This window comes from Gracilibacillus timonensis, from assembly GCF_900086715.1.
Taxonomy (GTDB): domain Bacteria; phylum Bacillota; class Bacilli; order Bacillales; family Amphibacillaceae; genus Gracilibacillus; species Gracilibacillus timonensis.
Genome location: NZ_FLKH01000012.1, coordinates 2005382 through 2031748, shown reverse-complemented (window position 1 = coordinate 2031748; position 26367 = coordinate 2005382). Strand labels below are relative to the sequence as shown.

Annotated in this window: 20 protein-coding genes; 3 read left to right on the top strand and 17 right to left on the bottom strand. The window is 36.5% G+C overall.

All coding sequences use genetic code 11. The features are described 5' to 3' along the window. Positions 1–48: 48 nt before the first annotated feature. The 13 genes from BN6556_RS20655 to BN6556_RS20595 form a co-directional block, all read right to left on the bottom strand. Entirely contained in the window at positions 49–795 is a 747-nt protein-coding gene (locus tag BN6556_RS20655; protein ID WP_066195860.1) for an SIS domain-containing protein, read from the bottom strand. 229 nt (positions 796–1024) lie between these two features. Continuing rightward, positions 1025–1741: an SIS domain-containing protein gene (locus tag BN6556_RS20650; protein WP_161485732.1), complete on the bottom strand. Its 717-nt coding sequence runs from the start codon at positions 1739–1741 to the stop codon at positions 1025–1027. A gap of 16 nt (positions 1742–1757) precedes the next feature. Then, on the bottom strand, positions 1758–2255 hold the full coding sequence (locus tag BN6556_RS20645) for a PTS sugar transporter subunit IIB (protein ID WP_316245348.1): 498 nt from the start codon (positions 2253–2255) through the stop codon (positions 1758–1760). Between the two features lie 78 nt (positions 2256–2333). Beyond that, on the bottom strand, positions 2334–3134 hold the full coding sequence (locus BN6556_RS20640; protein ID WP_066195856.1) for a PTS system mannose/fructose/sorbose family transporter subunit IID: 801 nt from the start codon (positions 3132–3134) through the stop codon (positions 2334–2336). Then, positions 3127–3921 (bottom strand): PTS mannose/fructose/sorbose/N-acetylgalactosamine transporter subunit IIC, encoded by a 795-nt coding sequence (locus tag BN6556_RS20635; RefSeq protein WP_066195854.1) that lies wholly within the window; start codon positions 3919–3921, stop codon positions 3127–3129. The genes BN6556_RS20640 and BN6556_RS20635 overlap by 8 nt, the downstream gene beginning before the upstream one ends. A gap of 12 nt (positions 3922–3933) precedes the next feature. After that, positions 3934–4359: a PTS sugar transporter subunit IIA gene (locus BN6556_RS20630; RefSeq protein ID WP_066195851.1), complete on the bottom strand. Its 426-nt coding sequence runs from the start codon at positions 4357–4359 to the stop codon at positions 3934–3936. A 10-nt stretch (positions 4360–4369) separates the two neighbouring features. Further along, positions 4370–5050, bottom strand: coding sequence for a GntR family transcriptional regulator (locus tag BN6556_RS20625; RefSeq protein WP_262361342.1), 681 nt, complete (start codon positions 5048–5050; stop codon positions 4370–4372). 494 nt (positions 5051–5544) lie between these two features. Next, positions 5545–7278: a class I mannose-6-phosphate isomerase gene (locus tag BN6556_RS20620; RefSeq protein WP_066195842.1), complete on the bottom strand. Its 1734-nt coding sequence runs from the start codon at positions 7276–7278 to the stop codon at positions 5545–5547. A 94-nt stretch (positions 7279–7372) separates the two neighbouring features. Further along, a complete protein-coding gene (locus tag BN6556_RS20615; protein ID WP_235817562.1) occupies positions 7373–9862 on the bottom strand; it encodes a glycoside hydrolase family 38 N-terminal domain-containing protein in 2490 nt (829 codons plus the stop codon). 23 nt (positions 9863–9885) lie between these two features. Beyond that, entirely contained in the window at positions 9886–10719 is an 834-nt protein-coding gene (locus BN6556_RS20610; protein ID WP_066195835.1) for a carbohydrate ABC transporter permease, read from the bottom strand. 9 nt (positions 10720–10728) lie between these two features. Beyond that, entirely contained in the window at positions 10729–11631 is a 903-nt protein-coding gene (locus BN6556_RS20605; protein WP_066195833.1) for a carbohydrate ABC transporter permease, read from the bottom strand. 295 nt (positions 11632–11926) lie between these two features. Further along, positions 11927–13171, bottom strand: coding sequence for an ABC transporter substrate-binding protein (locus tag BN6556_RS20600; protein WP_066195831.1), 1245 nt, complete (start codon positions 13169–13171; stop codon positions 11927–11929). Positions 13172–13253: 82 nt separating this feature from the next. Further along, the gene (locus BN6556_RS20595) at positions 13254–14171 is read right to left on the bottom strand and encodes an ROK family protein (protein ID WP_066195829.1); all 918 of its coding nucleotides are present in this window, start codon (positions 14169–14171) and stop codon (positions 13254–13256) included. A 355-nt stretch (positions 14172–14526) separates the two neighbouring features. Here BN6556_RS20595 and BN6556_RS20590 point away from each other — a divergent pair, with 355 nt between their 5' ends. The 3 genes from BN6556_RS20590 (at position 14527) to BN6556_RS20580 (ending at position 17892) form a co-directional block, all read left to right on the top strand. Further along, positions 14527–15429: an AraC family transcriptional regulator gene (locus BN6556_RS20590; RefSeq protein ID WP_066195827.1), complete on the top strand. Its 903-nt coding sequence runs from the start codon at positions 14527–14529 to the stop codon at positions 15427–15429. Between the two features lie 35 nt (positions 15430–15464). After that, positions 15465–16388, top strand: coding sequence for an ROK family protein (locus tag BN6556_RS20585; RefSeq protein WP_066195822.1), 924 nt, complete (start codon positions 15465–15467; stop codon positions 16386–16388). A gap of 865 nt (positions 16389–17253) precedes the next feature. Further along, the gene (locus tag BN6556_RS20580) at positions 17254–17892 is read left to right on the top strand and encodes a LysR family transcriptional regulator (protein WP_078060199.1); all 639 of its coding nucleotides are present in this window, start codon (positions 17254–17256) and stop codon (positions 17890–17892) included. A 269-nt stretch (positions 17893–18161) separates the two neighbouring features. On the opposite strand, the gene BN6556_RS20575 is transcribed toward BN6556_RS20580, so the two are convergent. From BN6556_RS20575 to BN6556_RS20560, 4 genes are all read right to left on the bottom strand, one after another. Continuing rightward, positions 18162–19658, bottom strand: coding sequence for a glycoside hydrolase family 43 protein (locus BN6556_RS20575; protein ID WP_066195812.1), 1497 nt, complete (start codon positions 19656–19658; stop codon positions 18162–18164). 58 nt (positions 19659–19716) lie between these two features. Next, a complete protein-coding gene (locus tag BN6556_RS20570; RefSeq protein ID WP_066195807.1) occupies positions 19717–20778 on the bottom strand; it encodes a rhamnogalacturonan acetylesterase in 1062 nt (353 codons plus the stop codon). A 77-nt stretch (positions 20779–20855) separates the two neighbouring features. Next, positions 20856–23312 carry a glycosyl hydrolase gene (locus BN6556_RS20565; protein WP_316245343.1) on the bottom strand — a complete coding sequence of 819 codons (2457 nt, stop codon included), beginning with the start codon at positions 23310–23312 and terminating at the stop codon, positions 20856–20858. Positions 23313–23890: 578 nt separating this feature from the next. After that, positions 23891–26221, bottom strand: coding sequence for a helix-turn-helix transcriptional regulator (locus BN6556_RS20560; protein WP_066195800.1), 2331 nt, complete (start codon positions 26219–26221; stop codon positions 23891–23893). Positions 26222–26367 lie beyond the last annotated feature (146 nt).

Here is a 26367-nt window from a genome sequence, read left to right as displayed (position 1 = left end):
GTCAACGAATTAAAACTGTTTGGACGTTTCCTGTACGGTGTTGCTCTGTTATTCCATATTTTTTGTAAGTAATGGCACCTTTTCTTCGTATGTGGCAAGCAGTTTTTTATTATGTTGATCAGAACCTGCAATATTTCCACTTAAAAACACAGGAGGAGTTTCTCCAGTTTCAAGAAGTAGAGACACGACCTCTGCCAGTATAGCCTGCAAAATGGAGATACCAATTACAGACGATGATGGAGCAAATGTAACCCCTGAAGCGGAATCATATAATGTCGCATCGCCCACTGGCACATGGTTATTAATCACATAATCACAGGCATCTTTCAAATACCAGCCATCTTCATGTCTGGAAGATTGCGACTGCGTATATGCCGTACTCGTTAATGCTACCGTTGTGGCTCCCTGTTCTTTCCCGTAAAGGGCCACATCCACTGGAACCGGATTGATACCTGACGTGGAAATCACAATCAACACATCGTTTTCTGTGATAGGATATTCCTCTAAGAAAGGACGAACATAATGATTCTTCCGCTCTTTTTGTGAGGAAGCAGCGCCTCCTTGATGAAGCATCAATTCTTCAATCAAAATAGGAGCTATCGGAGCTAACCCGCCTGCACGGTAAAAAACTTCTTCCGTTAAAATATGAGAGTGTCCGCATCCAAATAGATAGACGACGCCACCTTTATTTATTTTGTCCGCAATCACTTCACTAACTTGCTGCATGGTATTTGTTTCTTTATCAAAGACATTGGCTAACTGCGTTTGTATGTTTTGATAATAATTAGTTATCATGGAAAGCCTCCTTGAATAATGAATTTAGCGATCAGACATGTTCTGTAAATATAATCACCTAAGGCTTATTATAATACGTGTTCAAAAAGCTCGACGAAAAGGACCAAGAAGTTCAAGGCGGTGCAGTTTTGAGTACCGGAACGTATGCTTTTAATACGTGAGGAACGGAAAAGCAAGCCAACGCAGAAATTCGATGCGTCATTTTTGTTGGGCTTTTTGAACATCCTTATTATACTCGATTCAGCCGGTCATTATATTTTTCAAGTAACGATTCATTGTACTCTCTACCGCCTTCGATATTAGCGCTTTTCATAATAGGTGGTTCTATTCCCTTATTCACCAAATTCTCAATTGCCTGTAACACCACGCTATCCAATAAATACGCTGCTGCGATAGAGGAAGTAGCACCGGTCTTCATGCCATACTCTGGTACGTCTATCGCACAATCTCCCGGATCGCCGCAATTATCTAACGTCACATCAGCAAATTCATATAGCTTCTTACCGCTTGAGTGAAGGCTTTTAGCATTTTGAGAATCCGTTAAGTTGGTCACCACAATAAGCTTATTGCCTTGTTCTTTGATATATTTGGCCATATCTATATGCAAGGGATTTTTTCCAGAGTTGGATATAAAGATAAAGCAGTCCTCTTTTCGTTGGTCTACTAATCGAATAAACGTATCACCAACCCCTTCAATTACCTCAAACCAGCCATTCGTACCATAAAATTCTTTAATCGCTTTGGAATTAACGAATCCTCCTGCGCGGCCAGCGACTTCAATGGTCGCTGCGAAAGAATGACCTGAACCGAAAGCTTGAATGATTCCCCCTTGCTCTACTGTTTCTGTAAGAATGTCGGCAGCTTTTTCTATATTCTCTCGTTGTTCATCCCTTATTTGTTGTAAAATCCGATCAATTTTTGCGTAGAATTGGTCGACATAACTCACTATATACACCCCTCATTTATCGCTTTGCTTTTTTCAAAAATACTTCAATGCTCGTTTCTGGATCTTCGGGCACCATTTGAGCCGTTACGGTTATGCCGGAATCCATTAGTGTTTGAATGGCCTGCTCTTCCTCTTTTGTCAGGCTGACCGACTTCTTAATTTGTATCGTATCGAACCGGTTGGAAAGGTTCCCTACATTAACTTGAGGCAGCTCCAATCCCTCTTCCTGCAGTCGAACCAAGATCTCCGGTGATTTTACAACTAGCAATACCCGCTGTCCTTTGTAATTGCCTGCCTTAATATTGGCAACTGCTTTTTCGAAAGGCAGAATCGATGTATTGACACCAGCTGGTGCTGCCATTCGTAATACGGCTTTTTCATCATCATTTACGGCAATAATATCATCTATGATCATAATTCGATTTACGCGAAGTCCAGTAGCCCAACGAGTAGCTACCTGTCCGTGAATTAAACGGTCATCCACCCTTACATGTACAATTCCTTCCATATCTATCTCTCCTCGTATAATATATTGGTCATGGGAGCCCCTTTTGATGGACTCCCAACCCTGTTAAACGTTGAAACATCAAGCTTAGTTGGTGAATATGTGTAAGTTATAAGCAATGATCCCCAATGCCATAAGAATAAATACCACTCGTGTAGAGTTTAATTTTTTTCTGCCAAGCATCCAGTATGTTACCCCAACCACTAGCACTGGTCCTAATGAAGGTAAAATTTGATCTGCCAGTTCCTGTATGGATAGCGTTACTTCTCCTTGCTGAAACTCATATCCAAATGTTGCTGTAACAACGGTCGGTATCAATGCACCAACAACGGTAATCCCTAATATATTAGCAGCTTGCGTTAAGTTTTTTAACCTGCCGCCAATCTCTGTGACCAATCTGACACCTTCTTGATAACCTGACCAAACGAAGAAACGCATCGCACCAAGACGGATTAGACCAAACACAATCCAAAGAACAAGACCGATTGGATTCCCTTCCAGTGCTAAATAAGAAGCAATGGAGCCGACAATCGTCGTTGGAATAACAAAGAATAGCGTATCACCAATTCCAGCCAATGGCCCCATCATACCAGTCTTTAATGAAGCCACGGCTTCCATCGACTGAATCCTTTTCTCTCTTTCCAGCGCCGTATTCACACCTAATATCAACGGCGCCATCGTATTATTGGTGTTGAAAAATTGCATGTGCGTCATGGCCACGGTCTTGCGCTCTTCCGGATCTTTATACAAGCTTTTTAACAACGGCAAAATACTAAAATAGTAACCTAAACCTTGAAATTTTTGATAGTTCCAGCTGGCTTGTCCAAAGAAAAACCATCTCCAGAATACACTTCTTAATTCACGATCCAGTTTTCGATTTTTACTCATCGCCCATCCCTCCATTCGCTACTGCTGCGTTATTGGGATCATTGGAATCATCATTGTTTTTCGTCAATCGTTGATAACCTAGAATGGCCAAGGCTAATCCAATCAGTGCAGCTCCTAATACGGTTATATCTAAGTAAGCTGCTACTACAAATCCAATGATTAAATAAGGAATATTCTCATTTACCGGTAAGTATCGTAACAATATAGCTATACCTAATGCAGGCAGCATCCCGCCGGCAACTTCTAAACCACTCATCAACCAATCCGGCATATAACCAACGATACTTTCCACAAACTGCGAACCGAAAATAAGCGCCAATGCTACAGGTATCATTCTGGACAGGGAGGTTGGCATTATGCCCCAAAGCCCCATCCTCGAGGCCCTGTCGATATCACCCTGCTTGATAAACCGCTCTGCTCTATTTTGAAAATACGTATTGGTAAAACGGGCTAGTACATCCAGTTGCACCATCAATAAACCAATCGGAATAGCCAACGATATCCCAAACTGAGCGCCTTCACCTGAAAAAATGGCAAATGCGGTACCAATTAAGGCCCCTGTCATATAATCAGGAATCGATGCCCCACCGAAATTTCCAACTCCTAATACCAGTAAGTTTAATGTACCTCCGACAATTAAACCGGTCTCAATATCTCCAAGAATCAATCCTGCAAAGAAACCTGCCATGGTCGGTTTTACAAATCCCATGGTTGTGTTATTTCCATCGTAAATTGCAAACGCTGAGTACAACGTTAACAAAAGTACTTGCCACCAAGCGATATCCATCTTTATTGCCCCCTATTCATCTAAATCATTATTATTCTGTTCTAATGGACCGGCCTTAAAAATAGCTTCCTTAGAAGACGTAATGACCCGCTCAAGGTCAGAGATTGTAAAGCTGCTGTCGTCCATAAAAAGCGTTTCAAGAATTAACGGTAAGTTGACTCCGCTTACAACATGAACAAATTGCTCCAAATCTAATTTATGAACTAGTGCAACGGCTTGATTGTAAGGCGTTCCACCCTTTAAGTCCGCCAAAACAAGTAATGCTTGATCTGTATGTTTTCTTTCTTCTAAATAAGATGTCAACGCAGTGGAAAATTCGCCAACGCCCGTTTCCGTCAATTCGATCGTATGGAGATTTTTCTGCTCTCCTGTAATCATATGAACTGCTTCTTTCATACCACTTGCTACCCCTTGATGGGATACTAATAAAACATTCATGGTCTCACTCCTATAAAGGCTCTATTTTATTGCTGAAATACTCCCAACGCTTGTAAGTCTCGATATATTCAACCACTCTATTACCCGGTAGATAGGTATGTCTGCGGATAAAAGCAGTAGGCTCATCCTTTTTAATCTCAAGTAAATCACTTTCTCCTGACGGGATTGGGAAACAAATCTCGGTTACTTCGGTCGAATCCGCCTGGAACAAATTAATTTGAAAATCTTCTTTGATCTTTTCATAGATAGAGGAAAAGGCTTCCAAATTCTCTACATCCTCTTCTCTAATGAATTCAGCCAAAACATACGAATACTGTACAAGTAATGGTATGTTGTCAATCATACGTACACGTTTAATTAAATAAAACGGCTCTTCTTCACTAATATTTAATTCTTTGGCGATCGATGGATCCGTCATTCGTTCCACCGTTAATACACGAGTAGACTCCTGCATTCCTTGATACTTTTCCTGATCTGAAAATCGCACAACCTTCGCCTTTTTCCCTTTCGAAACGTAGGTCCCTTTACCTTGATAGCGCACTAAATAGCCTTCCTGCTTCAATTCCTGTATGGCCTTAATGACAGTGATGCCGCTTACGTTATATTCCTTTTTTAGTTCTGCTTCGCTATAAAATTTGTCACCTGGGAGAAATTGTCCGCTATTAATCTTGTAAAGAAGACTTTGCTTTATTTGCTGATACTTTGGGATAGAAATAAGATAACCTCCTAACCAGTTAACCAGTTAATATATTAAGTTGCTGTAAAAATAATGATATCATAGTTTTATGATTTATGATACCTTTTTTTAATGCCATGTTTTTCTATAATGAACCTAGTTATCTTAACTTCCATTCAGAGCACGCAGCGCTTGTACATCTTCCTGTAATTGACTTATACTATCCCCTTTTACAAATTCCATCATAAGGTATCGTATACCATACTTATCTTCCAACTGCTTTAGATATTGTTTCCAATCAGAAATACCTTCTGAAAATAGAAGGAATATATAGTAACTGCACTATATGAATAGATGACATTACTTATATATTCCGAGCGTGACATTTTACATATAACACAAAAGTTGATCTTATAAATCCATTTATTCTTTAAAACAAAAAAAAACGAGGAAATATGCCAAACACACTAAATGTTCAGCACTACTCTCCTCGTCCATATTGGTAATCCCTACACCCTGACAAACGCCTTAATCGTAGCGATCGTCTTCCCTTCTGAAGGTCCATGCGGTCTAATCGAATAGTTCTTTATATGCTCAGGTACAATAAACGTCTCCGCATAATGAACAGTAAATGGCTCGAATTCACCATTGATACTTTCTACAATAGCTTCTTCCCCCTCTACTAGATTTAGCACGTTGACGCTATCATGTGTCTCATGATATACAGTGGTGGAAAACCAGTGTCGTCTCGTTTCAATAAATTCTAGCTCATGTAAGCCTGTCTTCTCTTCATACCACCCTTCTCCCTTGGCTATTAATTGATTGGGAGAACGTAAATGGTCTTTTACCCATTTTTCATCTCTTGCCCATTGAATAGAATTTAACCCATGATGTAAATGTATCGGCCTTGGTTTTCCATCTAAATCGACTCTTTCCCAGTCCCATAGCTTAAAAGTATAGATATTAGGTGTCGAACTAATTTCTAAAACGACAGAATTTTTTCCTTGCGAGTGAATGGTCCCTCCCGGAATGGAATAATGGTCATGCTTTTGGATGCCCATACGATGAATAAATTTCTCATCATCAAATGTCTTATTTCCTGCCTCTGCCTCTTTTAAATCCTCTATCATTTCATCCTTCTTTACATTTTCTTTCACCCCTAAGTAAACAACGGCTTCTTTCTCTGCCTGTAAGACATAGTAGCTTTCATCTTGCGTATAATGCGCTCCGAATGCCTCATGAACATACTCTGTCGTTGGATGTACCTGTAAACTGAGATTTTGTCCTTGGACCGTGTCTAAAAAGTTAAAGCGGATCGGAAATTCCCTGCCAAAGCGGCCGTACACTTTGTTTCCTAACAATTCTGTTGGATAATAAAAAACTAGATTATTTGCAGGCAGCTCAATGGTGCAATCGCCGTACTGTAAATAGACACTATTCTCTTCAGGAACGCCATTGAAACTCCACGCAAAGTTCACTTCCTCTTTATCCAAGTCGAATGCCTCTCGCATCCATTCTCCTCCCCACACTCCTGGAGCAAAAAAAGGAACGAGTCGGAATGGCTGCGAAATTACTTGGGTTAATCCTTGTACATATTTTTCTTGAGAAATTAATTTAAGATGATCTATCTGGTTCCCATCTATCCAAAAATCAACTTTATGTAACCATTTTTTTTTCAGACGATCGGCTAATGGCCATTCAAAAAAATAAGCACGTTTATGTTTTCGTGACATCGTGTCCTCTTGATTATTTGCTTTCCAATTCGACATACCTCGTCGGAATCTTTGCTCGATTTCCCATCTTGTGATATCTGCATAAATAAGAACGCCTTCTTCTGCAAGGAGGCTTGCTCCTACGCCATAAATAATCATACTTTTCTTCTGATTGTTTCGAATTTTCTCTTGGACCGCTTTTATTTTGTTATTATCCAAAAATTCCTCCAGTGAATGCGGGGAGAAGCTGCCAAATACGTCATCATCGGTTAGATTATTTTTTATCATATCCGTAATGGTCTCCTCATTGTAAAATAGATTCTCGGTACAAATCGCTTCATCTACAGGTAAAGGTTGAATGATATCATGATATAGTTTCTGTATGTCTACTCCTGGATAACATTCTATCGCAATAAGACGATGTTGCATGGCCAGCATTTCCAGCTGTTTTACAATCGATTTGGCCCCTTCCCATACTCCTTTTTTATGCTCAGAAACAACTACGGTAGGGTATTTATCAAATGTTGTCATTCCAACTTCTCACACTCCTGTTTAATGGAAAAACTTGAGAGAAAATATTTGTTCCCTCTCAAGTTTTAACTCATCTTTTATACAAAATCAATTCTTATGGAAGAATGGTCCCTTTTTGTTGAATGTTCGTGGTGTCATCGCTAATATTAATGGCAACCAACCCTTCATTTAACACTCGGCAAGCGTTAATGGCCTCCTCCGCTTGATTGTAACGGTTGGACGTCGCAATATAGTATGAAAACTCATAGAAACCTGCTAAATCAACATTAAAATTAGTTTCCCAAAAGTTATTCATGATCCAGCTGTAGACTGGTTCTTGATTTTTTTCATGATTTTCTGACTCTGATAATTCCATTAAATGATGTTTCAAGCTTCCCATACTAATTAAAGGAACATCTGGTAACGCAATAGCGACACCTTTATGTTGACCTACATAGGCTAATCCATCTTGTAACAAATAAAATTCCTGATTGGTATAAGGGAGCTGATCAATACCTGGGCGGACCATACAGCCCGTTTTCTCCACATATAATTGCTCCTCCTGTCCCGTTGTAAATGGAAGAGGGGCATATAGATTTTCCGGTTCCCAATAGCTGTCTTTATGAATTTTTAATGTTACCGCAATTTTTGGTAAGTCATGGTAAACTTTTAATTGAACGGAATAATGTTTGGTTCCTTCCAATACATAATAGAGTTCCACTAGGGAATAGACATCCCCGGTTTCGTGCAATTGTATATCGCTAAGACTTGCTGCATATCTTTTGGTGGATATATTTTTTCTGTTTCTTCCCATTACTCTTCTTTCTGCCGTTGGGGTTGTTTTTATTTCCGTTTGCTCGTAAATTCCCATAAAAGGGGCATATTCCAAATCATTTCGAAGCAATTCCGTATGATCACTTTTGTCAATGATACTTTTGATTCCCACTGTTTCATCCAGTGTGATTTTATAATAAGTTGTTTCTAGATTATGTGGAGAGACATGATGTTTGCGCTTTTCTAAATCTACTGGTTGAATATCTTGAATGCCTTCTGCGCCGATATGGGCATAGTTTTTTATCGTATAGTAATCTGGCTTTTCTCTTAGACGTATCTCGACATTTTTCTCTTCTTTTGCTTCCAGCGTAATCACAAATTCACAATGGTAGCCATTGCTTGCCGTTGGGACGATTTGATATGGCAGTACTTCCTTGGTAGCTGAATCAATTACTTCCAGACGGGTATTCAACTCTTCGTCTCTTAACTGCATCTTATCAAATTTTTCCCAATGACCAATGAATACCGTTGCTGTATCTGTGACCTGCTCTACATGAGGGTTGATTACCTTATACTTCTTAGGACGATCAGGAATAAGGGAGACCTCTCCATTCTCAGCCAAGATGACATCTAAATGTTCCGAAATGGCTTCATCCGCTTTTGTTGCATAGCCCGCTTTGCGTTGCTGTAAGCTATTCACCAGACTATCCCAAGGTTCAGAAACAGAGGTGGAATAGCCCCACGTATGCTCTGCATATCTCAAACTGTTGTCTACATATTGTGCCATTTTTTTATTGTCATCTATCTTCCACTGGGGATCTAATTTATGACTTAATCTATATTTCCTTTGGGCTTCGCGGAACTGTTTCACGCCAAGTGGAGTAGAACCTACACCATCTGCCCACCAGTCATTCCAGTCCCCTCTGTAAGTTGGAATATCAACATTGCTTTCACGTAAAACGTCAAAAAATTGTTTTAACGTTACCAATTCGATCTCTATATTCGCTTGATGTTTTTCATTCCATGCCTCAATAAACTCGATGATCCTTGCGTTTGGAGGGGCATTATCACTAATAACCCCTGACGCCATGATGGGAACAAAAGAAAATGGATAATCTTCTTTCATTAAATTTTCGATATATCGATAGATTCTTTTCTCTGCGACTTGAAAAGGCTCTGTATGCATGTTCAAGGCCAGTTCATCACGTATCGTATAACTGGTACCCCCATTCGGAACGATTCCTAATTCATTTCCGAGATGATAGTGTTCTCCTACCCAGACTAACACCTTATTCCCTTCTGGCGATTCCCAATAAAATGGGGTTTGCTTTTGATTCAGCGGAAATAAGCCGTGGTGTGGATGGATGCATGAAAATAAATTTTCCACTCCATTTTGATACAATGATTCTGCATAGCCCCAGGCATACCCATTAATATCTGCTGTCATGGCGCTAGTAGGTCTGTATCCTAAAGACTCCGTTCGTTCTAAACCTTCTTCCAATTTTTGATTCAACACTGCTTGATCAACGAGTTCTGTCATATTTAAATAATTTCCAGATACATCGATTTCTCCACTCTGCACATATTTTTTAAAATCGTTTATATAGACTTGACTGGCCGAATTCATAAAATTTTCGACTTGCCACGTATTCTCACACGTCCAGCGAAACCCTTCCCACTCTGGAGCACGTCCTTGGTGAATCAAATTCAAAATATCAATCGCTTGCTTGATAAAATCCACATGGTAGCGTTCAATCTTTTCCTGACGTTCTGTATAGCCTATATCGGTATGAGAATGATGAACAACATAGATTTTCATTTTCTTTGGCATTATTATCCCTGCCTTTTCTTATTTTATTTCGATGTGGTTGGGAAACCATAATTGAAACTTTTATTTAAAACTAAAAAGATAAAGAAAGTTGGTATGGAAGCCAGAATAGCCGCTAGTAGAGCAGAAGGGACATCATTGGTTCCTGCAGCTCCATTTAGTAAAGACAAGGAACTCATAATAGGCCTTGCCTCTGCTGATTTCGACAGCGTCAGACCAAATAGAAGGTCATTCCACACCCATGTAAATTGAAATAAAAAACATGCAGCAATCGGCGCTTTCGCCATTTTCATAAAGATACTTACAAAGATTTTAAAATCAGTAGCACCGTCCATTTTGGCAGACTCTACTAGCTCTTTAGGAATCGAATAAAAATAGTTTCTTAATACAAATAAGCAAAAAGGGATACAAAGCGCTGTGTAGACGGCTAAAAGCCCTATTTTGCTGTCATACAGGTCAACATTTGAGTACATGCGAAAGATAGGAATAATATACATTTGAAATGGAAAAATCGTTCCGCTATATATCAACATAAACCAAAACATTTTCCACTTTATCTTTAATGCCGAAATAGCATAAGCTGCTAAAGAAGCAAATAAAATAGCCAATGTCGTTGCGATCGCACCATATAACAAACTATTCAAAAAACCCATCATAAAGTCGATACGAGTATTGATATATTCAAAATTTTCCAAAACCGAAAAACCTTGCGGAAAGTCCCAAAACTCACCCAAATTATATTCTTTCCTCGTTTTTACACTGTTTACCACGACAAACAAAAATGGGAGAAACCATAAAAAAGCAAAAAACGAAAGTAGTATGTTAATAGTTAATCTACTATTCTCCGTATAGGTTTTCATAATGTACTCTCACTCCTCCCCTTTAAACGTATCGCGCAATAAGAACCATGAAATAATTAATACAGTGACAGATAACAACATGGCAATTGCCGACCCATAGCCTAACTGATTATTCACAAATGCCTCTTTATACATAGTTACTGCCAATGTCTCTGACGTTCTGAATGGGCCTCCATTTGTCATTACCCAAATGGTATCGAATGATTTAAAGCTATTAACTAAAGACATGAGTAGTACAATAAGCATAATAGGCTTTAATAACGGGAGGACTACTCTTGTATATAATCTAATACCCTTCGCGCCTTCCATGATTGCCGCTTCGATCGGTTCTTTTGGAATCTGATTTAACCCTACGATAAATAAGATTAAATTCAACCCAATTCCTTGCCATCCACTAGAAACAACCATAATCACTGTGTTGACATAAGGCACAGTGAGCCAGTCTTTAGCTAAACTCTCAAAACCCATCACCCCAAGTAAATGCGGTAAGCCATACGTGCTTAAGATGGTGGTTAAAATAATCCCCGCAATGGTTTGAGACAACGCATTTGGTAGATAAAATACAATCTTAAAAAATGATTGTGTTTTGACATGTGTAATCGCAATCGCAAAAATCAAAGCGATGGAGACCGGGATGAGCAAGGTACCAATGACCCAAATTAATGTGTTGAGAGATGATAATAAAAAATTGGGATCTTGGAACATTTGAATGTAATTTTGAAATCCAATAAACCTCATCTCATTTAATCCATCCCACTCTGTAAAGCTTACAATTAACGAGAAGAAATCAGAATATATACAAAAAATAACAACTAATATCACAGCAGGAAGTAAATATAAATAGGGTGTCATTTTTTCTATTTTTCTTTTCGTGGAAAGTTTGGACGAAGGTTTAGATTTTATGATTTCCATTCTTTAAGCCTCCTTCATTATGCAAGGTGTTGTCGAAAATTTCTTTATTAAGATTTACGCTTTGTTGATGAAACCCTTTTTATTTGATCAAAAGGATCATTGGATACAAGCTCGATAAAGATGAATCATTCCATAGTTAAACTTAATCGCACGGAACAATGGTTTACACTAGTCAAGATTAGGACCATTGAATTCGATTACATTTTTTCTTCTTGATATGTTTTACATAAACCAATGCTTTAGCCCCGTGCGATAATGTTTACAAAGCCTTCAGAAGATATTTCATTCAATAGTTTTAAAACTCTGCTTCATCTGCTACCTTCTGAATATTTTCTAATGCATTTCTAAGACTCTGTTCACTTGGATTATAGAAAAACTCCCATAAATTTTCCGTCGCCGTATCTACAATATCCGAAGGTGTTGCTTCGTAATATCGTAATTTCAAAGTATAGTCATCACTATTGGCCACTTCATTAATTTCATCACTTATGGCATTTCCTGTTTGCACACCTTCTACAAATGCTGCTTTAGATTCTTTGGCATAAATTTCAAAGCTGTCTTTTGTCTCTATTTCTCTCAATACTTTCTTGGCATCTTCTTTTTGAGAACTTGCTTCTGAAACAACTAAAGGAGACGCTTCATAAAAAATGGCTGGTTTCGTAGAGCCGTCCATCGAAGGTACAACAAACATGCCGTAATCTTCATTTGCTTCCATATCATAATCCTCTTCTAATCCCTTGATGAAGATCGGCGGTTCATACGCCATGGCAGCATCACCTTTTGCAAACTGTCTGGTTTGGTTTTCAGCTTTTACCGGTTCACCGAAGTATCCTGCTTCAATCATGGATTGCCAAACACTTAATGCCTCGACAACCTGCTCATCCTCATATGACACATTACCCTCTACTAAATCGGTATAAAGGTCAGGATCATAAGCACCAAGGAATAGTTGCAGCCAAACAAAACTAGCCCATCCATCATTTTTTACGGCTAATGGAATGACCCCTTCATTTTTTAACGTTTCGGAAATTTCTAAGAAATCATCAAACGTTTCTGGTGGTGATAGATTATACTCATCAAACACATTCTTATTATAGAAAACGACATTATATAAAACAGATAATGGGGCTCCATATATTTTCCCATCTACTGTGAATGCCTCAGCTAATTCTGGATTAATTCCTGCATCAATATAATAGTCTTCCCATTCATCCGTTAAATCAGCAATTTCACCAGTAGCCGCTAAATTATTTAAGCGATAACCACTCCACCATTTGAAAATCCCTGGTGAATCTTCTTTCCCTAAAGATTGGGAAGCAGCTGTTTGATAAGCTTGTCCATCGGAGTAACCCGTGAAATTTATTGATAAATCATTTTTTTCTTCCATTTGTTCGGATATTTGCTCAATAATTGGCCCATCATCGGCTAAGTCTGAATAATAATCGACAGCATTAGCGCTACTCCCACTATTTCCTCCACAGGCAACTAAAAGAACACTTATACTCATTACTAAAAAAACGAAAAGTAGATTTTTTTTCATTTTTAGCAAACCCCTTTCTCATTCCATTCACCTAAATAATTCTTATGAATTAAATATTATCCTGATTTTTCAGAAAAAGTAATCAAAATTCTTTATAATATTCAAATAACCCTTTAAATGTGCAAAGCTCTGTTTGCCTACTCCACCTGATTGGTGTTTCATTATTTTCTGAATGTTCTACTAAGCTATTTTCATAATATGGATATATTTTTGCTATTTCCCCGCCAATAACGATAACCTCAGCTTTAAATTGATGATTTATCATGGCAAGTACTTCACTAAAATAACGTCCAAACTGGTTAAATAACTCGATTGCCCTATCATCTCCTAGCTGGTAGCTTTCTATAATTTCATCTATGTTTTCAGATAATCCAATTTCGTTGGCTATTCGCATGATTCCTCTGTGAGAAATATAGTCATCAACAATCGAATCATAAAATGGCAGCTTATAAATCCAGCCATTAGGAGGTACATCAAAGCGATCCGTAATAATCTTGCCATTCTCTAAGAAAGCTGAACCTACTCCATTCCCTACTGTTAAGAAAAGACCTCGGGTGACTTTACTGTCGAATTGGCGATTTTTCCATTCTCCTATCGCAAACATACTTACATTATTTTGGAAAAAGAAAATGGCATCCTTTGAAATTCGATGACAAACCCTCTTTCGCATTAAGCGCTTCCAGATTTCTGTTCGAATATTAAGCCCATAAATAGAATTAAATTTATCGACGTCTTTCACATAACAAATCCCATTTTCATAATCAAACGGGCCGGGAAATGCAAACCCTATTCCTTTAATGCAATAATTTTTGTCTAAGATTCTGTTAATTTGATTACAGATAATATTGGTTAAATTGTCTAAAATCACTTCTGCAGTCATCCGACTCTTAGCTGGGTAAAAAGAAAAAGAAGATTCTATATACTCCCCTTGGTGATTGAAAACACCTCCCTTGATAAATTGTCCACCTACATCAAATGCTAAAAAATAATTATTCATCATGTCATTCATCCACCTTACTAAAAATATATAGTATTGCTTAACGTTTGTATTTGTAATTTGAGGCCTTGTATTTATAAGAATCGGACACATTACCCCAAAATGAATTGAATATTTTTTTAAAAATAGTATATTATCATTAATCAGATAGTTATTGTCCAGTCGTCTGTGAAGTTTTTTATCACACGAAAACTACCTTCATGTTAAAGATCATTTTGTCATAATAAAGCAGTCTTATTGAGGTGTTCACGTCCATTGTCTCTTACCTAGATGCCTAAGTTCTAGATGCGGGAATGATGGATATTGCGTTTTACGTCCACTGAACAACTAATAAAAGCCAAAAGGATGAATGTTACTTATGAACATTCTTATTGAGAACGCAATCATCAATCAAGGAAACCACTATCTCAATCAACATATTCATTATGTAAAAGGTAAAGAAATGAATCTATCCCTTCACCATTGGGGCGGAGGAACCTTTTCACAAAATGATTTCTTTAGTAAACATTATGAAGTGTACTATATTTTAAGCGGCGAAGGTACCTTTATGTTTAATAAACAAGATTATCCCATCATTTCTGGCGATTTATTTCTTTTAAAGCCATATGCAGAATGCCAGCTAATAGATAAATCAAACCTGACTATGTTATTTTTTACGTTTGAACCCTTTTCGTTAATGGAAACCAGAGAATTAATGGATTTGTTTGATCGTATAGAAAATATCGAGCATTTCGAACATTTTTTGTTGAACAATCAATTTAATGTGGGGTTATTATGGAAAGAAATGCTGCTTCAAAGCAGTCAACAAACTTTATTTACTAAAGAAATCACCCAGTCGCTGGCATATACTCTCGTCCAAATTATTATGCAACATTTTTATCAGCAAATCGTAGGTATAGAGAGGGATGAGTTAAAGGAAACAAAAGTGCTGGAATCCAATGAAATTATTTATAATGCCAAATTATTTATCCACGATAATTTAGACAAACATTTAAAATTAAGTGACGTAGCAGATCATCTTCATGTGTCTCACCGTCATCTTTCCAGATTATTTACACAACATATCGACGTTACATTTACACAATATGTACGTTCCGAAAAAATAAATAAAGCGGCTATATTATTAGCTACGACTGATTTACCCATTAAAATAGTGGCGCAACAAGTTGGCTTTGATACCGTTCATTATTTCTCCAGTGTCTTTAAGAAAGTAATGGATATTCCTCCGGGAGAATTCCGATCGAGATTACAAGCAGATTAAATAACCATAAAATTCAGCAGAGAGGTGAATAACTTATGTCAGACCGCTTAATGCTTGCCTTGGATGTAGGTGGTACATTTACGAAAGGATGTATCATTGAACATCACCAAATTCTCACTTCAACTATAAAAAAATACAATACCTATTCCTATTTAGATGCGGAGGCCATTCTTAATAATTTTAAGCGAATCATCGAAGACCTTGTTTATCCATATATAAGAGCTCACAACAACCAATATATCAGCCAATTAAATATTGGATTCACCTTTCCCGGACCATTCGATTATAGAAATGGGATTAGCTATGTAAAAGGCGTCGGAAAGTTCGATGCACTATACGGTATAAATATTCATGAAGAAATACGGAAGAGACTACTAGCTGCACAACTTCCAGTAAATGATCAGATTAATATTCGTTTTGAGAATGACTGTCATCTATTTGGGATTGGCGTCAATGAAGAATTTCCAGCGGAAAAACTAATCTGTTTAACCATTGGCACAGGTTTGGGCTCTGTTTTTTTAGATCAAGGGAAAATATTAACAAGCAGAGAAGACATTCCACCAGAAGGCTATTTATATCAAATTCCATATAAAGATTCCATCGTGGATGATTATTTTTCAATACGAGGCATCCTCCAATTAGCATCGTCTAATGGAATTGATACAATTCAGTACAATACGGTGAAAGATATCGCACTTCTAGCAAAGGAAAAGAATGAAGCAGCTATTCAAACCTTCGATACTTTTGGAAATAACCTTGCGGAGATGCTAGAGCCTTATATTCAGTCTTTTCAACCAGATAAAGTCGTAATTGGAGGGCAGATTTCTAAGAGTTTTCATTTGTTTGGCAATGCTTTACAAAAAGCAGCCCAACAACATAAAATAGAAGTGATAGCTTTAAAAGACGCGCTTTATTACACTTTTAAAGGGATTGATGTGATGTTTAGCGGGGATGAGTGAACTACTCCCACCACTTCCAACCCTTACAGGTCGCTTGGAGTGGAAGCTTCTCACTTCCATGACGAAAGCAATCTTTCATCTCCATGAGCGTTACTTCAGGAAGTCCCTACCCTAGATGTCCGACAATTCGGAGTTTCTTTCGCACCTTAGATATTTTACGCATGGAAGGATATCGCTTGGTTTTCGCATTTTTGTTTCTCCATGCAACCTTATATATCTAGCTATCAAAGAACACTTCATACTATTATGGTAACATATGTTTGGTCAATTGACACGTCTAAAGACATACCTGACCGAAAGCCAATTCATCTCCACCCTACACATTGGACTAAAGTCCTTCACATTTCTTGAGGATGGAGACTTCTTGGCTAAAATACGTTAAAAAGGGAAGGTGGCGGGTATGAATTTAGAAGATTTATGAGTACGGCGGACGATTTTTACCACTTGTGCAATCTTTTTTACCACCTTTTGCGGAGAAATTTACCACTTATTGCGGAGTTCTTTACCATACATAAAGAGACAAGCCAATACAGTGGAACCAACTGTTCATTCATGATATAGCAACGATCCCACCACCCTTGACCTTGTTTGTGTCCGTGGTAGTGGTTTAATGGCGGATGGAAAAAAAGCAGCCTTTAGGGCTTCATCCGCTCAAATAGCGTACCACGGACAATCACTTCTAAGTTCCGCTGACGGGGCCCCGTCCCCTTTCAGCGATCACTAAGAAGTGGCACGACGGTCAAGGGCAAGCAGTTAACACTGTGGTTGGTAAGTGCTTATTCTTCAGTGGTAAAGACTTCAGCAACAGGTGGTAAAACTCTCCGCATTTAGTGGTAAAAAAGATTGCAAGGCTGGTACATATTGAATGCCATACTCAGATTTACAATCATTCATTACAGTTATTAGAGATAAAAGTATTTCTAACGCAGCTCGTTCTTTATTCATTAGCCAGCCTACTTTAAGTGCAAGGATTCATAGGTTGGAAAACGAACTGCAATTTAAATTGATCGAGCGCAGTAATAGAGGAATTCAACTCACGAAAAAAGGAATGTACTTTCTTCCATATGCCACGAGATTCTTAGCTAGTATTAATAATGTCAACACTGTTTTAGAACAGGATGAACAACAAGGAAGAAAGCAAACGTTCCAGCAGGTTGTTGATAGGGATAATAAATTAATTATTGGGATCGATAGTTGGCTCGCACCTACTCTTGGCAAGCTAATCCTTCAACAATTAAAGCAGTATAATGTAAATAATTATCGCATATATTCACACCCAAGCTCGATTATCAAATATTTATTTGGCCTGAACCAATTTGACATCATGATTATATACAATGACGAACACAAGGAATATGAATTCTCCACTCCAGCTATTGAGGATCAAGAAGTGCTGTTGTACAGTTCTGAACGCTCCGATATGCAGAGTGACTTCTATCGTAATACATGGAAATACTGGACACTTTTTTCTTCAAAAATTATAATGTTATTAAATGATACATAATGTTGATGGAGCTTTCTCTTGAAAAGCAAACGAACTAAAGAGAGTATTACAAATAAAGATTTTTTTGACTTGTTCAACCTTTTTGTCACTCGCTCCATCAGTTCATGCATTCTTTGGGCAGGATAAGTTGAAAGCATTTCAATTTTATTTCCTAAATTGATATCCTTCATGGAATAAATATAAGCGTCTTACATCTTGTACTAAGTAATGACCACTCATCGATTTTCAGACTTCCATTGCCCATCTAATGGTAGTTCTAGTCTTGATATCTAAGTTAATATAGAAAAGCTTTCAACTTTCGCAACAGAATTAGTGAAAGCGTTACCCAATGCATACAAAGCAATAACTGTACCAGTAAAGCATTTACCAGCCATTTCACAAGCAAGAAATCTGGTTGAAGTTTTGCAGACAAATCTTAACGGCTCTTCACCAATTGCACAGTAGAAGTGGTAGTATTGTTTATCAGCTATTATCCTTAATGAAATTTTCCCATCTTTTATTCTTTCTTTATAGGCTATTTGCTTGAAATCTTCCGCCACTCTCTCTACAATAAGATAGTCTCCTTGCTTTGTTTTTCTTTTACTAATAGAATAATAAAAATTGGATGAAAGATAAAATACTACCCCCGCTTCATCATCAACTACACTTGTTGCAAAATAGTAAGTTGCATTTATGGTACAAATAAAATCAGCTTGTCTTACACCTACAAATGTGGGTTGCAACTCACCATCAAAACTACTACTATTCGGGTATAGTAAAAGCCTTCCATCCACTTTATGATAGGATGAATTTTTAGGCTTTCTAAGGAAAAGCCATTGCGGTTCCCATATTTTCTGCTTGAAATTCGCATACCAATTTTGTCTTACTTTTTGCTGTTCACTCAATTCTCCTTCATTTTCTAAGGAAGCTTTCTTATTATTAACTACAACTGGCCACTCGTCTCTCCATTTTATTGGTGTAAGGAAAATTTCTCTTCCCAAATGAGTCATGGTTCGCCTAGAAAGTCTAGTGCCCAAATGTATCATCCACCAATTTCCGTTTTGATCTTCTACTAAATCTCCATGACCTGTACATTGTACTTCTTTTGAAGTATCATGTCTGTTAGTTAATATAGGATTTAATGGACAACTCTCATAACCTCCCCAAATGTTCCTACTTCGAGCCACAGTGGCCATATGATTAGAAAAGGTTCCACCTTCTGCTGTTAGTAGATAATACCATTCACCAATATGGTAGAGGTGAGGTGCTTCCAAAAAACCTCCTCCAGTTCCAGACCAAATAGGTTTAATATCAGTTATTAACTCTCCAGTTGATATATCAATTTCCGCCATAGAGATTTCTTCTTTTTCTTTATGTTTACTATAATTGGTGCAAAAATAGGCCTTTGTTCCTTCGAAATATAATGATGGGTCTATACCACCCATTGATACCCACATAGGATCAGACCAATCTTTATAAATATCATTAGTTGTTATGATAAAATTCCCATAATTTTGCATAGTGGCAGTAACATAAAAAACACCGTTCGAATATCTAATAGTAGGAGCCCATACTCCACCTGAATCACTAACATTATCAAAGGATAATTGGGAAGACCTATTTATACAATTTCCTACCTGTCTCCAGTTAATCAAGTCCACACTATGATATATAGGTATACCAGGAAAATACTCAAAGGAACTTGCAACTAAAAAGTAGTCATCATTTACTTTGCAAATACTCGGGTCCGGATTAAAACCTTTAATAACCGGATTATAATATTTCATGATATCAACCTTTCGTACACTATAGGATAACTTTTATAATTTCAATACTTCCCCTATCTCAACATCTCCTAATTGGTAATGTAATACCTGATTCTTTTATACCCTTTACTACTAAATTTGCAATTTTAAAGGCACCAAATTCAGAAAAATGTGTATTGTCCTGAATTCCCTTAGGAAAGTTCTTGTATTTTCCAGGAGCAGCCCACATAAATATATTTTTTGTAAGATTTTTTCCGATTTCTTCAAAATATTTTTTACTTTGATAAGCAAGATCGACAATAAAAACCTCTTCTTCTTTCGCAAGTTGTTTTACAGCTTCGATATATTTTCCGTGAGTATTGTTAATACTTCCATCTTCGTTGAAGTTTCGTCTATGCATGGGGGTTACTACAACCGGAATGGCTTTTTTCGCTCGCGCTATCGCAATGTATTTCGACAAATAATTCTGATAAGTAGTAAAGGGATCTGTATAACGCTCGTCTTCTTTCTGATCATTGTGCGCAAATTGTATAAAAAGGTAATCTCCTTTGCGTATTTTTTTTTCAATTCGAGTTAAACGACCTTCTTCAATAAAGCTTTTGCTACTTTTTCCTGATCGTGCGTGGTTAGAAACTGCAATCCTTTCATCTAAGAAGTATCCAATCATTTGGCCCCATCCGGTATAAGGATATTTTCCAGATGCTTGGTCAGTTACCGTGGAGTCTCCTACCAAGAACATAGTAGAAATACTTGTAACTCTCTCGATCTCGATACGCTGGACAACAGGATTTTTTCCCGCAAAAGCGAGTTTTAATTGTCCATCTTCAACATTTACTGCAAAAGTTTTAGTTATCGTATTACCTGTTAAAGTTTTTACTTCGTGAAGTTTTAATCTACCAAGTCCTTCTTTGACAGTTGTTACAGTTGGCTTTGATTCGGATCCTAAAGTTAAAATAACTTTATAATTTCCATTCGGTACATCCATCATGAATGTTGGAACAGAAGGTATAAAATAGTCTCCTGGCCAAGAATCTCTTAGTTCCTCATTAATTGATAATTCTCGTGATCTAACAAATCCATATCCTCGTTCAGAACTATAGTCCATATGCTTATCAAATTTAATTTCATGTTTAAATTGCATTCTTTCATCCACCTATATATTATTGTTTAAATTTATTAATATTAAGGAAACACTTTTATAAATTGCAATCATTTATTCTATTGTTTACGGTATATATTTAATGTAACTGGACCAAGCAAACCAGATATTAACCGTGCATCATCCATTTCGTTTGCTCTATTGTTAGTAACATCAAAAGTAATTTTATTAACTCCACTCTTTAGATAAGATGGATTAACCTTAAAACGATATGGTGCCCACATTTTCACTCCAATTTCACACCCATTTATTGTAACCCTTACAATTTCATATACTTCACCCAAATCCAAGTATACTTTTGAAATGGAAGCTAACTTTCTTACACAAAACTGACTTTCATAAACTACAGTTCCCGAAAAGGATTCCATGCCATCCCACCGAATCCATGACTCTAGTTGATAATTAGGTCGGCCATCAATGAGCCAATTTCGTTGGATATCTATTTTCTCTGATTTATAGCTAGTTTTTAATACTTCTTTCATTACTGGTTGTATCTCCGTATCAATAGCTAACACAATGGATGATCTTCGTTCGATTGTTAAAGGTACCACTATATGATTATCTTGACATTTAAGAGAAATTTTTTTAATTGTACCATTCCATGCATCCCACTTTTCGACACTTCCCTGCTCCTTCAGTAGCAAAGAGCCTTTATAGTTCTCTTCACCTTCATTAACGAAAAAATAAAATAATTTGTCTTGCTTTTTTATTTTACTAACTCTTATGTCGTTGCTAGAAGGAGAAATAACTACTTCCTCTAGATGGTCTGTAGAAAGTATCTTAAGAACATCACCAACATTCTCGATCTGTTTAGCTCCATTGATCGTATTCAACTCATATTCATCCGAGAGAAAAATCACTTCTCCTCCATTTTGAATAAATTCCTCCAGTTTGCCTATTGTAACTGAATCTAGTTGTAACCCACCTCGTTCGATAATTATAGTTTCGTATGATTGTCTTTCAATTTTTATATTTCCATCATCTATATAAGCTGATGATAAAAATAACTCTTCTTCTAAGTAATTAAACTCAACTTGATTTTCATATAGTATTTTTGCAACTTCCCATGGCAAAAAGTCTTCTTCACACAGAATAGCTATAGTTGCTTGATTAGTACTATCTGTCATTAACCAGCTAAGACGTTTCATGTATTGGGCAAATAGACTGTAGTATGGCCACCATAAATTATTTGGACCAACATCTGGTGGACGTTCATGGCTTCTTTTTTCACCTCTAATAGAATAATAAAAGGCATGTGGACAGAGAAGGTTCACACCCCGAACTAACAACCAATCAATATACCATTTCATATCACCTGGGCTAAGCGCCCAAGGGCTTTCTTTACTACAAACTCCCAAAAACTCGTTTAGATTCCTTCTCCTCCCTCTATGTCGTGCAGCATCTGCTGAACATTTCCCAGCTGTAGAATGTTCCCCTTGTAATGATTTTCCATCCTCAGGTGCAATCCAACGCCACACAACATCTTGACCTGGTATTTGAAAATAGTCAAGTAGTCCTATGTCGCCACTTCGCGCAGGATGACCCGTTAACGCAATACCATGCTTCTCACACCAGTCACTGATTTGTTTGTAATAAGATTCTGATAGACGTTTATTTATAGTTTTTTGATAGGCTCGTCTAATTGTACTTGTTATCTCTCCTGCATCAAACCATAAGCATGCTAAATGGACTTCCTCATTTCCTTGTTGTTTATAATATGAAAGTAAATTTCCAGACCAAGGCTTTAACTCCAAGTCAGATCCTCTTCCTAAAATATCTGGTTCATCAGTAAACATTGCAAATACAGTATTCCCAAAGTAGTTTTTCAACCATTCATAGTATGTTTTGTGTGTAATTTCAATAAACTTAGCAACTGCCTTTGGATTTAGTAAGTCAGCAGAAGGTGGGGCATTTTTTTCACCATCATCTTCATCAAAATGGATACCACGTATATGGCCACCAGAGAGAGTTTCAAAAAATACCAAAATAGACCAATTACCATCATCAGGTGGAGTAAAAGAAACCCTTCCATCTTCCATTTTTAATACTTGAGATGTCGAGAGATCTATTGTATTAGCTGAAAGTTTTTTAACAGCTTGAACTGAAACAACTGATTCTTCACTATTTAATTCAATATCTAAATCAGTGCTCTCTTTATAAGGGTACTCAAACATTTTTAATCCTCTACTAGCATATTCAGGATTATTTTTCACCACCAATCCTTTGGCTGAACCAGATGGATACATTGCTTCATCGTACAAGACAACAGACATTTCCAATCGATTAGCTTCTTCTACCGCTGTTAAAACCATTTTCATATAGTTAACTGATAAATATTCAATTTCTTTTGGAATACCGATTCTTGGATGGATAACAAATCCTGTTACCCCTTTATTATGAAAATCGTTAATTTGTCCAATAATTTCTTTTTTCGTTAGATGATCGTTCCAAAACCAGAAAGGAATAGGGGTAAATTCCTCTGGTGGGTCAAGAAACTGGTTGTGTAATATATTCAATATTCTATCCCCTTTCTATAAATATAACCCAAGTGATTTTCCATTATTTCACTTATACCGATGTCACCTTTGGATATAATTTGATCGACATTGCGTGTCTAGTGACACTTTATAATTCACAGAATTAAACTTTACCAATTACATCATTCTTAATTTGTTTCCTGTTTTTTGTATTATGGGGTGCATAGCTGTAATGAAATGCTACACGTATTTCTTTACCAGTGTTTTTCTGTTACAACATCACACCCAAGTTCAAATCGTCTTAATTATATACATATGGTGTATGCGATAAAAAAACTGTCCAGCCATCTGTATATTATATGTTTAAAACAAAAGTTGCCATTTAGCATTAGTTCACCTCTGGGTAATTTCATATTGTAGGATGTTAATCCTATTTTTATCTTAATCCGTAATTATTGTTTACTGCAATTGAACTTTTTTGATGTAATCATAAAGTATAATTTGTAGAATTTTGATATTATAATACTTTTTTATTGAATTATGTCGAATATCGCTTGGAAACAAGGTAAAAAAGCATGGTACTTGTCTTCACTTCTCAGACTAGACCATGCTCCCAACTAAATTTTTCTATTAATCTCTCTAAATTGGCTTGGAGTGATCCCCTCATACTTCTTGAAAATCCGATTGAAGTAGGTATGCTTATACCCTATTGATTCAGCAATATCTTTAATTTTTGTATCTGTCTCCAATAACAACTCTTTCGCTTTCGTAACCCTGATATTCGTCAAATAGTCAATAAAGTTCCAACCAGTAAACTCTCTGAACACTTTACTCAATATAGAATGGTGTATGTTCACTTGGTCTGCACAGTATTCTAACGATATTTCATCATTCATATAATAATGATCAAGAATATCTGTTACTTTATCTACAATTATACGAAGACGCTGATTTTGCTTTTGAGATAATTCATCAATAATCGGAATAACTACTTTATCTTGAAACCATTGACTGATTTCATCTGTATCTTTTAGCTTATACAATGATTCGTACAGACTTCCGCTTTTTTCAACAAAATCCTCAATTAACCCAGATTGTAATACAATATGATAAACACTACCTAGTAACTTTAATGCACCTTGTTTCATCATAGCTTCGCTAACGTTATTCTGAGATAACTGAAGTAAAAATTGGCTTACAAGGCTTATTGCTTCCTCTTTTTTCCCCAAACGAATAGCATTAACAATTTCCTTTTCAATGTCAAATGGGTACTCGAAATTTTGATTATATTCTAATATAGCATCCATTCTCTTTACCTCAATTATTTGATTTCGTTCTTGTAAATTTCGAAAGTTTAAAGCGGCTCTTGTGTCCTCAAAATAACTGTGGACCTGATTTAATGAGTCTAACATTTTACTTATTCCAACGTAGGTATCCAACTTACAAATATTATTGATATCTTTAATTAATTTTTCACTAAAATGAAAAACTAATTCATCTATTTCATCAGTATTTTCTTCTTCTGAAAAAGAAAATAATATCCCTAAAGATAAGTTATGAAAATTAATAACATCTCCATCCAAATTAAAAGAATGCATTAACTCCTCAGCAATGTTCACTGCCAGAAAAGTTACTAATCCTTCATCTCCTTCGGAAAACCTATGCTTCAATTTTGTGAATCCGGTCATTTGTATAAATAGGATCATGTATTTTTTATTATTGCCATTCCAACCAAATTGTTTCATTCTTTCTAGTAAGTCTTTTTCACGGTAAGCATATAAATGACCTTGCACTAGTTGCAGTAGAAATCCTGCGCGTAAATGAGGGAGTTGTTTTCTTAAACGATTTTGTAAGTCTTCACTTTTTGTTGATAGCTGATTTAACTGAGTTTCAATCAGTTCAAATTCATTTTTGTAGTGAATATTATTTCTACCTATTTTACTTGTTATATTTTCGATAGGATCATATAATTTTCTTGAAAAAACAATAGAAAGAAAAATTGCAAGAATAAATACGATTAAAAACAAATAAATGAATAATTTTGAAATAAAAACAACTGGAGCAGTAATATTAGTCATCGGGGCAATTGAAACGTAGTACCACCTTTGATCTAAACGTGAAAAATAATCATAAGTAACTGTATATTTGATATTATTATAATCAAGTACGAATGGTTTTGAATTATCATCTCTTTCGTTTATTTCTTCCATAACAGTTCTTTGAACTGGATCAGGATTGGTTTGATTTTTTTTCCCAAAAAAGTACTGGTCGCTGCCTTGCAGTAAGAATACAGATCCATCCTCATAAGGAGATTGCAATATACTGTCAAATTTTTCATTTTCTAAAAAAACGATTAAAGATCCAAATGGGTTGCGTGTAATATTATCCAAGTTATGAACCACAACTAATGGGGCGTATTTATCTTCGTAACCACCTTCATAACTAGCTAGGGTATCATTCCAAAACATCTTTTTATTATTTTTTAAAAGTTGATTGTAAACCCCAACTTGCGCTTCCTCTAAGAACCAATAACCGTTTCTCGTATAAATCATTGGTTCGGGTCTATTTAAATATAGTTCTACCCGACCAATAAGTGGATTATATCCTTCCATCAACATGAGTCTATCTAAAATATCATTTACGCTTTGATAATCATTCACCATATCTAAATCATTATAATCTTGTAAATTGGCTTGATATGCCCAGTTTGCCACTAATAGTTCTAAATCTGTAAACTGGTCTTTTATAGATTCAATTCTATTAGATAAGATATTTTGATGAACTGTTTCTAGTTCATTTTCCATTTGAGATTTACTAATGAAAAAGATCAACATGCTAAATATAATCCCTGGTATACTAGCTAGTAACAAAAAAACAATTAGATTCTTCCGATAGTTACCATTAATTCTTGAATAGCCTAATAGTTTCTTTACCATATTTTCTTTCAATCAAATCACCTCTGATAACATGGAAGCGCATTATTTAAATTGTATCATAGTCGTTTTGATTACGAAATAACCCTCGTTCACCTTTTCCATGATAAATAATTCATTTGCAATGAGCTATTGTTAATATACGATCGCAAATCAAGCCA